The 15,623-nt window shown below is 42.2% G+C and carries 13 protein-coding genes; 6 read left to right on the forward strand and 7 right to left on the reverse strand.

Annotated elements, in window-relative coordinates; all coding sequences use genetic code 11:
- Positions 1 to 211 precede the first annotated feature (211 nt).
- Positions 212 to 1,252, reverse strand: coding sequence for a dihydroorotase (gene pyrC / locus N480_RS14540; RefSeq protein ID WP_063373234.1), 1,041 nt, complete (start codon positions 1,250 to 1,252; stop codon positions 212 to 214).
- Between the two features lie 331 nt (positions 1,253 to 1,583).
- Between pyrC and N480_RS14545 the strand changes: the two genes are divergently transcribed.
- Positions 1,584 to 3,965, forward strand: coding sequence for an EAL domain-containing protein (locus N480_RS14545; RefSeq protein ID WP_063373235.1), 2,382 nt, complete (start codon positions 1,584 to 1,586; stop codon positions 3,963 to 3,965).
- Positions 3,966 to 4,007: 42 nt separating this feature from the next.
- Here N480_RS14545 and N480_RS26005 read toward each other — a convergent pair whose 3' ends face one another.
- A complete protein-coding gene (locus N480_RS26005) occupies positions 4,008 to 4,127 on the reverse strand; it encodes a hypothetical protein (RefSeq protein ID WP_419554945.1) in 120 nt (39 codons plus the stop codon).
- A gap of 459 nt (positions 4,128 to 4,586) precedes the next feature.
- Here N480_RS26005 and N480_RS14550 point away from each other — a divergent pair, with 459 nt between their 5' ends.
- From N480_RS14550 to N480_RS14560, 3 genes are all read left to right on the forward strand, one after another.
- Positions 4,587 to 5,474 carry a LysR substrate-binding domain-containing protein gene (locus tag N480_RS14550; protein WP_063359753.1) on the forward strand — a complete coding sequence of 296 codons (888 nt, stop codon included), beginning with the start codon at positions 4,587 to 4,589 and terminating at the stop codon, positions 5,472 to 5,474.
- Positions 5,475 to 5,522: 48 nt separating this feature from the next.
- Complete coding sequence (locus N480_RS14555) at positions 5,523 to 6,287, forward strand: YdcF family protein (protein WP_063373212.1); 765 nt, start codon at positions 5,523 to 5,525, stop codon at positions 6,285 to 6,287.
- 161 nt (positions 6,288 to 6,448) lie between these two features.
- Positions 6,449 to 6,817 carry a hypothetical protein gene (locus N480_RS14560; RefSeq protein ID WP_063373213.1) on the forward strand — a complete coding sequence of 123 codons (369 nt, stop codon included), beginning with the start codon at positions 6,449 to 6,451 and terminating at the stop codon, positions 6,815 to 6,817.
- Positions 6,818 to 6,893: 76 nt separating this feature from the next.
- On the opposite strand, the gene N480_RS14565 is transcribed toward N480_RS14560, so the two are convergent.
- Both N480_RS14565 and N480_RS14570 read right to left on the reverse strand, forming a co-directional pair.
- A complete protein-coding gene (locus tag N480_RS14565) occupies positions 6,894 to 7,364 on the reverse strand; it encodes a hypothetical protein (RefSeq protein WP_063373214.1) in 471 nt (156 codons plus the stop codon).
- A 69-nt stretch (positions 7,365 to 7,433) separates the two neighbouring features.
- Entirely contained in the window at positions 7,434 to 8,087 is a 654-nt protein-coding gene (locus tag N480_RS14570; protein ID WP_063373215.1) for a glutathione S-transferase family protein, read from the reverse strand.
- 99 nt (positions 8,088 to 8,186) lie between these two features.
- On the opposite strand from N480_RS14570, the gene N480_RS14575 reads away from it, so the two are divergent.
- Together N480_RS14575 and N480_RS14580 are read left to right on the forward strand one after the other, a co-directional pair.
- A complete protein-coding gene (locus N480_RS14575; RefSeq protein ID WP_063373216.1) occupies positions 8,187 to 9,038 on the forward strand; it encodes a LysR family transcriptional regulator in 852 nt (283 codons plus the stop codon).
- A 112-nt stretch (positions 9,039 to 9,150) separates the two neighbouring features.
- A complete protein-coding gene (locus N480_RS14580) occupies positions 9,151 to 9,747 on the forward strand; it encodes a porin family protein (RefSeq protein WP_063373217.1) in 597 nt (198 codons plus the stop codon).
- Here the strand turns inward: N480_RS14580 and N480_RS14585 are convergent.
- The 3 genes from N480_RS14585 to N480_RS14595 all read right to left on the reverse strand — a co-directional run bounded on the left by N480_RS14585 (position 9,731) and on the right by N480_RS14595 (position 15,535).
- On the reverse strand, positions 9,731 to 11,785 hold the full coding sequence (locus N480_RS14585) for an ATP-binding protein (RefSeq protein ID WP_155732858.1): 2,055 nt from the start codon (positions 11,783 to 11,785) through the stop codon (positions 9,731 to 9,733). The genes N480_RS14580 and N480_RS14585 overlap by 17 nt on opposite strands.
- Positions 11,786 to 12,143: 358 nt before the next feature.
- On the reverse strand, positions 12,144 to 14,159 hold the full coding sequence (gene uvrB / locus N480_RS14590) for an excinuclease ABC subunit UvrB (protein WP_063373219.1): 2,016 nt from the start codon (positions 14,157 to 14,159) through the stop codon (positions 12,144 to 12,146).
- Positions 14,156 to 15,535, reverse strand: coding sequence for an MATE family efflux transporter (locus N480_RS14595; RefSeq protein WP_063373220.1), 1,380 nt, complete (start codon positions 15,533 to 15,535; stop codon positions 14,156 to 14,158). The genes uvrB and N480_RS14595 overlap by 4 nt, the downstream gene beginning before the upstream one ends.
- Positions 15,536 to 15,623: the final 88 nt, after the last annotated feature.

Here is a 15,623-nt window from a genome sequence, read left to right on the forward strand (position 1 = left end):
AGCTTGAGCCTTAGTGGCATGCTGCGCAGTATTACAATAAATTTGACCTGCTTGCTGATTAAAAGCAACTTCTGCTCAGCAAGACTTATCCATTTTATCCACTTAAGAGCAATGAACATGATAAGTGCAAATGGGAAGAAAAAAGATAAAACTAGGTTTAATTAAGTGTACGGGTGAGAAGCCGCAAACCCATACACTAAATAAAGGCTGGTTAGTCCGCTACTTGCCAATCAATGGTTGCACCGGCCTTAATTGGTACCACATTTGTGTCGCCAAGGGGGTATGACTCTGGCACTTGCCATGCATTTCTTTGTAATGTAATGGTGTCTGAATTGCGCGGTAACCCATAGAAGTCAGGACCAAAGAAACTCGCAAAGCCTTCTAACTTGTCCAATGCACCGGCATCCTCAAATGCTTCTGCATAAAGCTCAATTGCAGCATGGGCAGTGTACGCACCAGCACACCCACAAGCAGCTTCTTTTTTGTCTTTCGCATGGGGGGCTGAATCTGTGCCTAAGAAGAACTTTTTACTGCCACTTGTTGCAGCGTCTATTAACGCTTGCTGGTGAATATTACGTTTCAATATAGGTAAACAGTAATAATGTGGCCTAATACCACCCGCTAGCATATGATTTCGGTTGTATAACAAGTGATGTGCTGTAATTGTTGCTGCAACATTATCTGGCGCAGATTGAACAAACTCAACCGCATCTTTCGTCGTGATGTGTTCTAAAACAATCTTTAGCTTAGGAAACGCGTCTACAATTTTGGCTAACTTAGTTTCAATAAAGACTTTTTCTCTATCAAAAATATCAATTGAAGAGTCTGTTACTTCACCGTGGATAAGTAATAGCATACCCACTTCTTGCATCGCTTCTAACGCTGGATACACATTTTCAATGTCAGTTACGCCTGAATCAGAATTGGTCGTTGCACCCGCTGGGTAAAGTTTGGCAGCAAAGATATGGCCACTGGCTTTGGCTTTTCTAATTTCCTCAGGAGATGTGTTATCGGTAAGATATAACACCATCAACGGTTCGAAGCCCGCTTTAGGCCCAGCTGCCATAATTCGGTCTCGATACGCAAGCGCAGTGTCCGTACAAGTAGCTGGAGGTACAAGGTTTGGCATTATGATCGCGCGTCTCATATATCGACTAATATCACGAACGGTGTCTTTTAGAACATCACCATCTCTCAAATGAACGTGCCAATCATCTGGTCGAGTAATAGTAAGGGTCTGATTACTTGTCATTGCTATTTTCCACTGCTGAATTTGCCCGATCATAGGCCCTGCAAGGCGGATAGTAAAGTAATTCGGGTTATTTTATATATCTAATAGAGGCCTTGAGCCGCTTGGCGATGGCGAACCACTTGCACTTTAGTTGCAACAAGGTAAAGCTCTTAATTTATTTTAATTGTGCAACCTACCCTGACCACCTAATTTCAAAGTTTGGCTGTTGCAAAGCCCACTGTTGTCTTGTGCTATTTTTTTTACAGTTTGATGAAAGTTAATTTTCGACAATATTTGAGATTATTACTCTATCTAGGATAACGTGTGTCTATTGTACAACCGAGTCATGCCTATGCTGTCTGAAAAAAAACTAGAATCAAAAACCGAACAGTTAAGCATTATTAATCAGTTTTCATCCTCGCTATTGCAAATCACCCACTTAGACGAGCTGTTTGACTATGTCACCTCGCAAGTGGTTAAACGCTTAGGGTTTGTAGACTGTGTGATATACCTTACAGATCCAAACCAAAACCGGCTTGAAGCCGTCGCCTATATGGGAGTTGCTCAAGACACTGAACGTTACGAAGTCCTACAACAAAAAATCCCCATAGAAGCCGGGATCACAGGACATGTCGCACGTACCAAGAAGCCTTTTATTTCAGGTGATGTGTCTAAAGAGCCCATGTATATAGCAGACTCTCGACCTGCACTCTCTGAGCTGTGCGTACCTTTAGTGTATAAAGAGCACCTCATTGGTGTCATTGATTGTGAGCATCCAGAAAAAGATTACTTTAGTGCCAACCATTTGCAAATACTATCAACCGTTGCGCATTTACTTAGTGCCAAAATCCATCAAGTGAGAACTGTTGATCACTTAACCGCAACCGTCTCTCAGCTCAACGATGCGCAACTAATTGAAAAATGTATACTAAAAATTGCCAACATTACTTATCACTCCCGAGAATTAGACACTTTTTACGATGAGCTGTACCAAATAATCTATACGCTGCTGCCTGCCGAGAACTTTTTTATCGGTATATATGATACCAAGCAGGACATGCTAGAAATCGAGTACTTAATTGAGGGAGGTACGAAGTGCCCTGCCCAACAAAAAGTATCGAAATCTCAGCTGAAGCAAACAGCTTCTTACTATGTGATCCGTACTCAGTCCGCCTTATTATGCAATGGAGAGCAGTTTCAAAGCCATATCGACAAGGGTGATTTCAATATGGTGGGCCGTTCTCCACACGCTTGGCTTGGCGTGCCATTTGTCGTCAATGATCAATATCAAGGTGTCATCGTATTACAGAGTTATGAAGAAGAAGACACCTTTAGTAGCCAACACTACTCTATTTTGACTTATATTAGTCGCCAAATCAGTATGGCCATAGACCGTCGGCTGGCTAAACAGGCATTAGAACATCGCGCCTTGCATGACGAATTAACGGGCCTGGCCAATCGATATCTGTTAATTGAGCGTATGAAACACGCCATTTTGTCTTTAGGTAGAAGCCAAACAGCCAAATTGCACTGTCTAATATATTTAGATCTGGATAGGTTTAAGAGTATCAATGACTCTTTGGGTCATGAGGTCGGTGACAAATTCCTTATTGCTATTGTCGAGGCTATACAAACCTGTATTCGCAAAACAGACACATTTGCGCGCCTTGGTGGCGACGAATTTGCCATATTTATGGAAAATATAAATAGTGAAGTAGAAGTTGCACAAGCGCTTAATCGCATCACTGAAGCCATAGCAAAGCCGTTTATTATTGATACCCATATTCTCCAAGCCTCTAGTAGTATCGGCGTCGCGTTTACAGAGCGAGATTCGGACAACGCGATTACATTACTACAACAAGCCGATGCGGCCATGTATGAAGCAAAATCTGCGGGAAGAAGTCAGATCAGGTACTTTAACAATGCCATGCGTAGTAAGTTGAAACACCAAGCTGACATTGAAAATGACCTTCAACACGGTATTCAAAATGGTGAATTTGAACTGTTCTTTCAGCCCATTTTTACACTCAATGCACCTAAAGTAGTAAGCTTCGAGTCTCTTGTGCGCTGGCACCACCCAAAAAATGGCTTGGTCGCGCCAGATCAGTTTATTCCTATTGCAGAGAATACAGGCCAAATCATAGAGTTAGATTTGCATATCTTGGAGCTAGCAGCTAAGCAGCTATCAATCTGGCAACAACAAACTCTTCCTAGCGTAAAAGTAACAGTCAATGTGTCATCTCGACATTTTGCCAGCCTCGAATTTATTGATCACATCCATGCGTTATATGAAAAGTATGACTTGCAAAAAGGCAGCTTATGCCTAGAAATCACAGAGTCTGGATTAATCGAAAATTTGGGCCTTGCAACAAAAATCATTGAGGGAATAACTCCGTTAGGCGTTCAACTTTATTTAGATGATTTTGGTACCGGATACTCAGCGCTCGGCTATTTACACCAACTACCGATTCATGTGTTAAAAATAGATAAAAGCTTTGTCGATCAGCTTACAACTAAAGATACTCCTTTAATTGATGCGATTTTATCTTTGGCCAAATCATTACAACTAGAGGTCGTCGCTGAAGGCATTGAAACACCCAAACAATGGGCGCTTCTAAAACGAAAAGGATGTCAATTGGGACAAGGCTACCTCGTGTCTAAACCTATGCCTAGCACACAAGCGATGTCATTTTTGGTCGCGCAAAATTCACAAGACGCACATACAAGCGGCTAATGTGCGGGGCACTAAGCCTGTTGCAAACAGGCTTTGCAATTTTTATTTCAGCTCTGTACGCAATTCTTTCGCCGCCTCGACCATGTTGGCAAGCACCTCTGGTGTTTCTCTCCAAGCCCGCATTTTTAAACCACAATCAGGATTCACCCATAAACGCTGCACGGGAATTTTTTTGTAGCTTCGTGAATGAGCGCTTTTATCTACATGATTTCAGGCCCATTTGGAGCGTGAATATCGTAAACACCGGGGCCTATGCCGTTTGGATTTAATTGCCGTTTTTTACCCACTCGAATAAAACCTTAATTGTGAATAGTTGCCATGATGAACCTCTTCCTTAAGAGAATTTGGACGTTTAGATATCTACAAAACCAGGCTTTGAGTAGAATTTTCTCAATTGATCGATTCTCAAATCCAACTTGAGCAAAATTAAATTGTATTTTTTTTAAAAAAAGTTAAATAAATAATGACAACGCTGTCAAAAATAGTGTTATAGTGATTTAGTGAAATTTTGAGCAATCGCTGATGGATTTGTAGACGTCTAGACGTTGAATCGCCAGCCTGTACAGCGTAATATGGACGTAATCTGAGTTTTACTCACATTAAAAATGAGATTTATTAATGATGATAGACATAAAGCACTTAAAAACCATTGCTACCCTGAAAGATACTGGATCACTGGTGAACACCGCACGTGAGTTATTTTTAACTCAGTCTGCTTTGTCTCATCAAATTAAAGATCTAGAAAACAAGTTAGATTGTCAATTATTTGAGCGCAAAACGCAGCCTGTACGCTTTACACCTCAAGGAATGCTATTACTAGAGCTTGCCAGTGAAGTGTTGCCTAAAGTTGAAGCAACTAAGTGCCGTTTGAAAGAGAGCTTGAATCAGCCAATCTCCCAACTCAAACTGAGCGTTGAATGCCATGCTTGCTTTCACTGGTTGCTACCGACGATAAAGGAGTTCAATAATTTTTGGCCCGATATTAAGGTAGATTACGAGCAAGGCTTTAGTTATGACGCAATACCAGAGCTGCTAAATGACGAATTAGATATTGTACTGACTTCAGATATCAGAGAGCCAGAACATTTAGAGTATGCCCATGTATTTGACTTTAAACTGAAGCTGATTGTCGCACCGGATCATGAATTAGCTAAAAAAGCGTATGTCACCGCGCTTGATTTAAAAGATGAGACCATCATTTCTTATCCGATTCCCAAAGAAAGACAGGATATTTTCAAGCACTTTATTCAGAATGCTCGATTTGATGGTACGTTAAAATCAGTTGATCAAGGACTGCTTATATTTCAATTGGTCAGCGCAGGTATGGGCGTGGCAGCCCTACCAGATTGGCTTGTAACGCCTTATGAAAGCCAAGGTTTAATTAAATCGATTCCTTTAGGTGCATTGGGACTGAGCCGTCCTATGTACTTAGCAATGAAAAAGAGTATGAAAGACAACCCTGTTTATCGTCACTTTTTAAATACCTGCAAGCAATCTATTAGCAGATAAAAGCCACAACAGTTAATATAGCTCTAACTAGGACAGTTAGAGCTTGTTATGTTTGAATTAAAAAAAGTCATTGGTGGCTTGCTTATGCCACTACCAATCACACTCATATTGATTTTTCTATTACTGTTATTTATCAGTAAAAAAAACAAAAGCTACTATTTGTGCATGCTGAGTGTCGTAACACTGTGGGTGATCAGCACTCCTCAATTTGCGGATTACCTCATCACACCCAAAGAGCAAGCACAAACATTGTTCTCTCAGACTCACCATAAGCAAATAGACTTTATTGTCGTTCTCGGCGGTGGCTTGTCACCAAACGCCAACCTTCATGCCAATTTGCAACTTTCAAACTCTAGCTTAGTTAGGCTGGTTGAAGGCCTTCGCCTCGCCAACATTTACCCTGATGCTCAGCTTATTGTATCTGGCGCTGGCTATAAAGGGAGCCAAACCAGCAGTCATTTGCTGTCACAAACGGCTCAATCTCTTGGGCTGCAAGCTCAGCGTATTCAACTCAATCCAAATGCCCATGACACCGAATCTGAAGCGAAACATTTAGCACCAGTGTTGGTAGACAGTAAAGTCGTATTGGTCACATCGGCAAGCCATATGAAACGTGCACAAGACCTGTTTTCTGCACAAGGAGTAGACACGATAGCTTCGCCAGTAGAGTTCTATAATTACCACTCTACGCCTTTTATTAAACGCTACATCGCGTCGAGTTCAGTGCTATTATCCGTCAACCGATACGCCCATGAATGGCTCGGCACACAATGGATAGAGTTAAGGCGAACATTCGATAGTGGCTCAGTATAGTGAGTTGTACAAAAAAAGTGCTTAAATTGCACAAAGTTACATCTAACAAACCAAAGAACTGTGCTTAAAATCGCAAAAAATTGAAAAATTGTTCAAAAATAGGTATAAATGTCGTTTATCCTTAACCTGCGTATCCACGTACAAAACGACTGGGATCTACGATGAGTAAACTTGATAAGACTGAAGTTCTAAGCGCATTTGAAGCAGCTTATGAAGCGGTAAATGGCAAAAAGCCTGAAATTACAATTAAACCAGGCTGGTACAGCATTGACGGCGGTAAAAACATGCGTCTAGCTGATGTTGCAGCATTAACCGAAGAACTAACTTCAGGTAACGCTGGTGCTAGCAAAACTGAAGAAAAACCTGCAAAAAAAGCACCTGCTAAGAAAGCAGCGCCAGTTAAAAGCAGTAAAGTTGCAGCCTTCAAAGTTGTAAAAGCAAATGAAGATGGCTATACAGCTGAAGAAGCTTGGATTGTAGAGCTTGCAGAGAAAGACCACGATTGTCGTCTTCCTCGTGGTGTTGTTTAAACACCCGACTTTGTGTGGTGCCGTATAATCTCATCGGCACCCTCACATACTTCCTCATTGATAGTTCCAGTAATAACTATTCAGTACTAACAAACCGCTGTCTTGTCACTGTCCCCCAATATTCATCCTCATACTGATCTTCTCTCACACTCTCGCCAGGCAAATCCGCAATAGCACTTAGCCAAAAACGTGTCGCATACTGAGCCCCTGCAATTTGTTTTATTGTCCATAAGCCAGGCCTTTGCTGAAACAGCATATGTGCAAACTGAGTACCTAACTTCGTTTTTCTGAAAAAAGGCACAATATAAAACTCTGCAACTTCATTGTCACCGAGTGCTTCAGAATAAACAGCAGCAATCCCGGCTGGGGAACCCGACTTGTAACATATAAACCCAGTTACTTTTGCATCATCAAGATTGGTATCCAACTCAAACATCCCATTTGAGAGTGGTTGTTTAGCTGTTAACCCTGAAAACTCGGCTTCGTAAGCCTGAGCCAGATTGTTGTATACCGCCCGGTTTTTATCAGTCACGACAACAACTTTCATACATCACCCCAATCAATATCAATGAATGAAGCATACCAATTAAATACGATGCAATTGTGAAGTCCCCCGCTAAATGGGAGTGCCCACTTCATTGCAAGCAACCACTTCTTGTTCATTTAGTGCCTGAGAACACCATAGCTGCAATACTGGGCATTGCAGCGCATGTTCAATATATGCGTTCGCTTCTTCATTTAATTTTATTCCATACGTTTGAAACCTCAATACGACGGGTGCAAACATCGCATCTGCAATCGACCACGCTCCAAACAACCACCCGCCCTGTGCGCCAAACCTACTGTGTTGCTCAGAGAATATTTGTTCGATCCGACGAATATCTCTATTTATCTCATCTGTTCTGACAATTTGCCTTCTGGCTCTGATATTCATAGGCATCGCACTTCTCAATGCACTAAAACCACTATGCATTTCACTGCTCAATGCCCTAGCTTGCGCACGCAAATCCATAGCACTAGGCCATGCCTTGCCTGATAGATAAGCCTCATTGATGTATTCACATATCGCTAGAGACTCCCATATCACTGAATCGCCATCTTTGAGAGTAGGAACTTTTAAGGTTGGGCTGATCTTATCGACACTTTCATAAAATGACTTCGACCCTAGGTCCAATTTAACTTCGTTATAATTTAGCTTATACTTTTCAATCAATAGCCAAGCTCTAAGTGACCAAGATGAGTAGTTCTTGTTACCAATGTAAAGTTTCATATTATGCTCCTTCGTTTTCAAAACCATATTTATCCTAGAGCTTTAGAGAGTTGAGCACTAACGTAAAATTTGAATACAACACATAAGATATTTTGATATATGGATTTAGATGCATTAAGAAGCTTTCTTGCATTTGTCGAAACAGGCAGTTTTACACGCGCTGCGGCACAAATGCACAGAACACAGTCAGCCATTAGTATGCAAATGAAGAAGCTCCAACAAGATGTTGGTCAAACTTTATTTACTAAGGAAGGACGTCAATTAAACCTTACTGCCGAAGGCGTTGTACTTGCTGGATATGCGAGGCAAATAATTCACCTTCAAGAACATGCTATCGCAAACCTCTCCAGCGCTGCATTGCAGGTGGTGTTACGCTTAGGTTGTCCTGATGACTATGCCGAATCCATTCTGCCAGAGTTGGTGCAGTTACTGCATAAACATATTGAACATTTAGAGCTCAATATTACCTGCGCCTCCAGCTCTGAACTGCAACATTTGCTGGACCAAGGACTCTTAGATTTGGCTGTCGTGTCGCGAACGCCACTGTCTGAAGCAGGTTACCTACTTTGCCACGACAAAGGTACTTGGGTGGGTTTAGAACATAGCGACCTGTTATCACGACCTACTTTACCTATTGCAGTGTTCAAACGAGACTGTCGCTATCACCAAGCCGCTATTGAGGGCCTGCTAAAACAGAAACGTGCATTCAAAATCGTTGCGAGCAGTGGCAGCGCGAGCGCACTCAGGGGGCTTATCAAAAATGGATTAGCAATCGGCGCAATGGCCAACTTGAGTCGAAACAATTTACCCGCGTTAAATGACCCATTTCTTCCCTTTTTGCCCCATGTTGAGATCGTTCTCATTAAAAGCAATGCAAAAGCATGTGCAATTTCGGATGAGCGAGTTCAGTTTATTGCACAACGTTTTCAGCAGGAGATAAGCCCCGCTTAAAGCTATCACGCATAATCTCACCAACGCTTACATTTTCTGACAACGCTGACACAGACTCTCACAGGCAAGCGCTCTAAACTGGGTCCCAAGTTAACCAAATGGAATATGCGTAATGAAAACTTTATCTCTACTCTCACTAGCTCTGGCAGCCGTTACTTCTTTTTCGAGCATGGCGTCAATTGAGGATGACAAACATCGCGTTGGTGTACAAGCTTATGGTGGCTCAGCATCTTACAAAAGCTCAAGCCAAGACGGCGACGGTGTTGGACAACTCTATGTCTACTACAACTACCAATTCGATAAAACTTGGGCGTTGGAAGTCGGCTTAAATGGTGGTACGGATTCTGACGATTGGGAGTGTACAGATACCAACAACAGAAAGTTCACTTGTACTCAGCTAAACAAAACCTTGTTTGGTCTTGGTGCCAATGACTTGGACTACGGCAACCTTATCGTTGCGGCAAAAGGTCAATACCAACTGACCAAGCGCAACTCATTGTACGGTAAATTGGGCGCAAACTTTTACGACTATGAACTGAGTCGCGGTACTCAAAACCTTGTTGAAGAAGATGGTACCGGATTCGTTGCCGAACTAGGTTGGCAATATGACTGGAGTAATGGCATGGCAGTCAACGTCAGCTATCAATACCTAGACATGGGCGACCTAGATGTATCAAGTTTAGGTGTAGGCCTTAGCTACCGCTTCTAGTTTCTTCAAAGGGAATATATAGCGAGATAGAGACTCCTCCCATCTCGCTATGACTCGCGCCTACATTACCACCGTGGGCGCGAATAATTTGTTTACAAATCGCAAGGCCCAGCCCTGAACCACCATGATCTCGACTGCGAGATCCCTCACAGCGATACAATCGTTCAAATATCTTTTCTAGATCTTGCTCTGCAACACCCGGAAACGAATCTTCAACCGTCACCTTCATATGCGCTTCATTACTTTCAAAGCTCACCTGCGTTTGGCCTTCGTTGCTGGTGTAAAAGTGACTATTTCTCAATAGATTGAATAGCACTTGGCGTATTCTTGCTGGGTCGACAAAACACAGCGCATTGTTCGTACAAGCTGCAAATGATAGTGACTGTTGCTTCGTAGCATACATAGGCTGAAACTCTTCAACGATCTCTCCTATCAAGGCGTTGACATCAACGGGCTGCTTATCCAATGTCAGTACATCATTATCAAATTGTGCTGACTGGTAGATATCCTTTATTAAATTGTCTAAATGACTGATCTTCTTTTGTATCTTATCAAAACCTTTTTTGGGATCAGGCTCAATATTGTGCTGCATAGCCTCAACAGTCAGCTTTAAGGCTGCCAGTGGTGTCCTTAGTTCGTGAGATACATCAGCCAATAAACGGTTTTTTTGAGTTAAAGACTGCGCCATCATATCGGCTTCTAACTCAACATACTTTTGCTTTTGCTGCTGTCGTTTATAAATGTAAATAGCGATAGCCATAAAGCACAATAACAACGATACGCCCATGCCCCGTTGTAATTTTAGATTCTCTAACGAGGCTTGCTGCAACGCCTGCTCGTTCTGGATCAGTTTAAGGGCTTGCTCCTGACGAATAAATTCAACATTCTGGCGTAAAGTTAACGCCTGCTGTTTATCAAGATCTTGGTACAATATTGCTTTGATCTCAATGAATTGCTGTAAACTGTGTAAAGCGTTTTCAAACTCTCCGAGCTTTTCCTGTGCTTGTGCTTTGTATTGGTGCAGTTTAGCTAAATAAGAAGCACCGATACCCGGTAATGTCAGTACTTGATCTATGTCTACTAAGGCTTTTTCATAATGCCCTTGTACAAGCTCAATCTCAATAATTACCAATCTTACTGTGCGCTCTGTACGGCTCGCTTTTGCTGCAACCGCCAATGACAGTGCTTCATGTGCAACCGACAAAGCCTGAGAAAGTGCGTCCTGTGCAACATATATCTTTGCTAATATACTCAGTTGCCATGCAAGATCACTATTAGATCGACTGCTTCGAGCCAATTCAATTCCCGATTGACTATGACTCAGTGCCAACTCTATTTCGCCTTGTTGTAAATACACCTGGCTCAACTTTCCGTGACTATTAGCAATATGGATTGGATCGCCTAAAGATTTGTCGACTTCAAGTGCCTGCTTAAAGTGCAATAAGGCTTTGTTATACTTTTCCAAATCACGATAAATTTCACCAATATTATAGAGCGAGTTTGAAATGCCTTGCTGATTTTTAAGGCTTCTTTGTAATTTAAGGGACTTTTCGTGAAAGCGTAATGCAAGTTGCAAACTTCCCATGTAATCATAGATAACACCGAGTTGATTGTAGTAGGTCCCTAAACGCGCCTTATCATCAATAGGCTCCACCAGAGAAATCGCATCCTTTACCACTCTTTCAGCTTCTCTGTAACGGGCTTTATAACGTAAACCTCTTGCCAGCGAGTGTAATATATCACTGCGCAACACAACTAATTCCTTGGGCACTACGCCAAGCGCTTGTTCAAGCAGAGTAAAACTTGACTCGATATTACTTTGTTTCTGTTCAATTTGAGCCAGCAATAATTTAATCAGCGCAGGCGCTTCAATAAACTGTGCCATCACGGGCAAATACGACTCGAGCTGATAGAGGTGTTGTTTAGCATCTTGATATAAGCCGAGTTTTATTTCGGCTTTTGCTTCAATGATCTTTAATTCAAACCATAGGCGAGAACTTGGTTGAGGATGAATAAAAAACTGGTTGAGTTCAGACACTTTAACAATTGCTTGCTTGGGATCTTGGTCAAGCAGAATATTTAGCTCGGATAAAGACTTATCCAGTTGCCCCTCGTCGCTATGTACACTAGGTATGAGAAAAATAAATGATAGCAGGACTATAAGGCGGACACACAACACAATTCTAAGTGACTCTCAAATAATAACTTATCTATGGACAACTAAAGTGTAGCTAGAGTTCTCAATAAACACATATTAATTTGAACTTTCGCAATCAGGCAGACTAAATTAACCTATTTGCTCTAAATGTGCACCTTATGATTTGCAATAAACATATAACTAAAATAAAGGAAGGGAGGCTGAGGTTAATTGAGGACCCCAGCCTTTAATATCAAGATTAACTGTTAAGTAACTGCTGCTGTAGTGCCTGAATGTCATCTCGCACCTTGGCTGCTTTTTCAAATTCCAGCTCTCGAGCATATGTCATCATTTGCGTTTCTAACTGTTTGATCTGTTCCGTTAACTCCGCAGTAGACGCGCCAGCTGCTAGAACTGATTTAGCAGTCCCCTTCACCTTACCTGATGATTGAACTTCAGCTTCAGTTACCTCTTCTCCTAAGTCCATTACATCCGTAATTTTCTTAACTAACGCCTGTGGCACAATGCCATGCTTTTCGTTGTAAGCTTGCTGTATCGCACGTCTTCGCTCCGTTTCATCAATTGCAGCTTTCATTGAGCGAGTGATCTTATCCCCATATAAAATAGCTTTACCGTTGAGGTGTCTCGCTGCACGACCAATGGTCTGGATCAAAGAGCGAGTCGATCTTAAGAACCCTTCTTTATCTGCATCGAGAATGGCAACTAGAGAAACTTCCGGCATATCTAGGCCCTCTCTCAATAAGTTGATCCCGACCAAAACGTCAAAGACCCCCTTTCTGAGATCGCGAATGATCTCCATCCGCTCAACCGTATCAATGTCCGAATGCAAATAACGTACTTTCACATCATGATCATTCAAATAATCCGTGAGATCTTCCGCCATCCGCTTTGTCAAAGTTGTCACCAGCACGCGCTCTTTGACTTCAACTCTTTGGTAGATCTCAGACAACAAGTCATCTACTTGTGTTGTGACTGGCCTCACTTCCAATTCCGGATCCAACAACCCAGTCGGTCTGATCACCTGCTCTGCAACCTCCCCACTTGATCGCTCAATTTCATAATCACCAGGGGTCGCCGACACGTATATTGTTTGCGGGGCAATAGACTCAAACTCTTCAAACTTCAAAGGACGATTGTCCATTGCCGAGGGTAATCTAAAGCCGTATTCAACAAGATTTTCTTTGCGGCTTCTGTCACCTTTATACATGGCTCCAACCTGAGACACTGTCACATGTGATTCATCGATAATCATGAGCGCATCATTTGGCAGGTAATCTAGCAACGTCGGTGGCGGCTCTCCGGGCGCTCGCCCTGAAAGATAGCGGCTGTAGTTTTCTATCCCAGAACAAAACCCCAACTCTTGCATCATCTCGATATCATACTGAGTCCGCTGTGCAACGCGCTGCTCTTCGACTAGCTTGTTAGACTCCATTAAATACGCACGACGCTCTTTCAGTTCAACTTTGATTTTTTCAATCGCATCAAGAATTTTCTCACGCGGTGTGACATAGTGCGTTTTTGGGTAAATCGTAGCGCGTACTAAGTGTTTGTCTATTGCGCCGGTCAGAGGATCAAACAAACTAATCCGCTCAATTTCATCATCAAACATTTCCACACGCACAGCTTGGGTCTCTGATTCTGCTGGAAATATGTCGATGACTTCACCACGCACACGATACGTGCCACGTGAAAAGTCCATATCATTGCGGGTATATTGCAGTTCCGCTAAGCGGCGTAATAGCGCCCGCTGCTCGACGGTTTCTCCAACTTTCAGCAGTAACATCATTTTCATATATGAATCAGGATCACCTAGGCCGTAAATAGCCGATACCGAAGCCACGATGATGGTATCTCTGCGCTCTAACAAAGCTTTGGTTGCCGACAAACGCATCTGTTCAATGTGTTCGTTGATGGAAGCATCTTTTTCTATAAATGTGTCACTGGCTACAACATAGGCTTCAGGTTGGTAATAGTCATAGTAAGAAACAAAATATTCCACCGCATTGTTAGGGAAAAACTCTTTCATTTCACCATACAATTGGGCCGCCAATGTTTTATTGTGCGCCATGATAATCGTGGGTCGATTTAACTGGTGGATAATATTGGCCATCGTAAAAGTTTTACCTGTGCCTGTCGCACCGAGTAAAGTTTGATGTGCAAGACCAGCATCAAGACCATCGCATAGTTGCTCAATGGCGGTTGGCTGGTCGCCATTTGGCGAAAACTCTGATACTAGTTCGAAAGACTCACTCATGAAACCTTTACCTCAATGTCTCTTTGTTGCATACGCGCCAATGTTTTACTAAACCACATGTATGAAGATATTGCTGTAAACAAATTACCCACTGCGGCACCAATAAATAGCCCTGTTAACCCAGCTATATGTGAGCCCACATAGGCACAAGGAATATAGAATACAAATAACCTCACCACACTTAGGATTAACGCATTCATCGGCTTGTGTAACGCATTAAATGAAGAGTTTGTTAAAATAATCACCCCTTGCAAGCCGTAACTTAGCGGCAAGGTGTATATAAACAGTTTAATAATCGAGATAACTTCGGGTTCGTTACCAAATGCTTGGCTCACCCACGGCGCTGCTAAGATTAGCAATAAATAAGTAGCAAACTGCCAAGCCATAACAAACTTTAGCGTGGTGCGATATGCTTCTTTTACTCTGTCATAGTTTCCCGCACCATAGTTTTGACTCACAAAAGGCGGCAAGGTCATAGAGAGTGCAAGAATGACCAAACATGCGATCGATTCAATGCGGCTGCCAACACCAAATGCTGCAACCGCTTCAGCGCCATAAGTTGCCACAATGGCAGTCATCACAGCCATTGCGATAGGTGTCAACATATTTGCACCTGCAGCAGGTAAGCCGATTTTCATGATCTTTGAAACCGCGCCCCAAACACTTTGATTACCACTCGAACAGCTTAATAAACGCTTTTTAATGGCTAGTAAGTATATAATGACTACCACACAAACTGCCCACGCTAAAACAGATGCAACAGCAGCTCCCTGAACACCTAACTCAGGAAACGGGCCATAGCCAAATATCAACAAAGGATCTAATACTGCATTGATGAGCCCACCAAGTCCCATAATCATGCTCGGCGTTTTCGTGTCTCCTGAAGCTCTGAGTACTGAATTACCAATCATTGGCGTAATAAGAAATATGGAACCCAAAAACCATACATTCATATAGTCATGTATATAAGGTAGTGTTGTCTCGTCGGCTCCCAATAAGGTAAAGATTGGATCAGTTAATAAGTAACCAATACCAGCTAGAATAGCGACCAAGCAAGCAGCAAGTAATAAAGAGATAAAAGCATCAAACTTGGCCTCTTCGAGATTTTTACTGCCTAGCGCCTTTGCAATAACAGCGGAAGTACCAATACCCAAGCCAATTGCGAGGCTAATAATGGTAAATGTCACAGGAAATGTAAAACTCACAGCAGCTAAAGGCTTAGTACCTAATAAACTGATAAAAAATGTATCAACCAAATTGAAGCTCATCAACGTGATCATGCCGAAAATCATCGGAACCGTCATTCGCTTTAAAGTTGCGGGAATTGAACCGCTTAAAATATCACTGCTGGAATTGGATTGGCGCACTGCGGACATAAAACTTTATACCTCTTTTGACAGCCCATCATTCTAAATCATCACACTGGATGATGCTATGCTATTCTTTAATACGATTGTGATTAGA

It is taken from the genome of Pseudoalteromonas luteoviolacea S2607 (genome assembly GCF_001625575.1).
GTDB lineage: Bacteria > Pseudomonadota > Gammaproteobacteria > Enterobacterales > Alteromonadaceae > Pseudoalteromonas > Pseudoalteromonas luteoviolacea_E.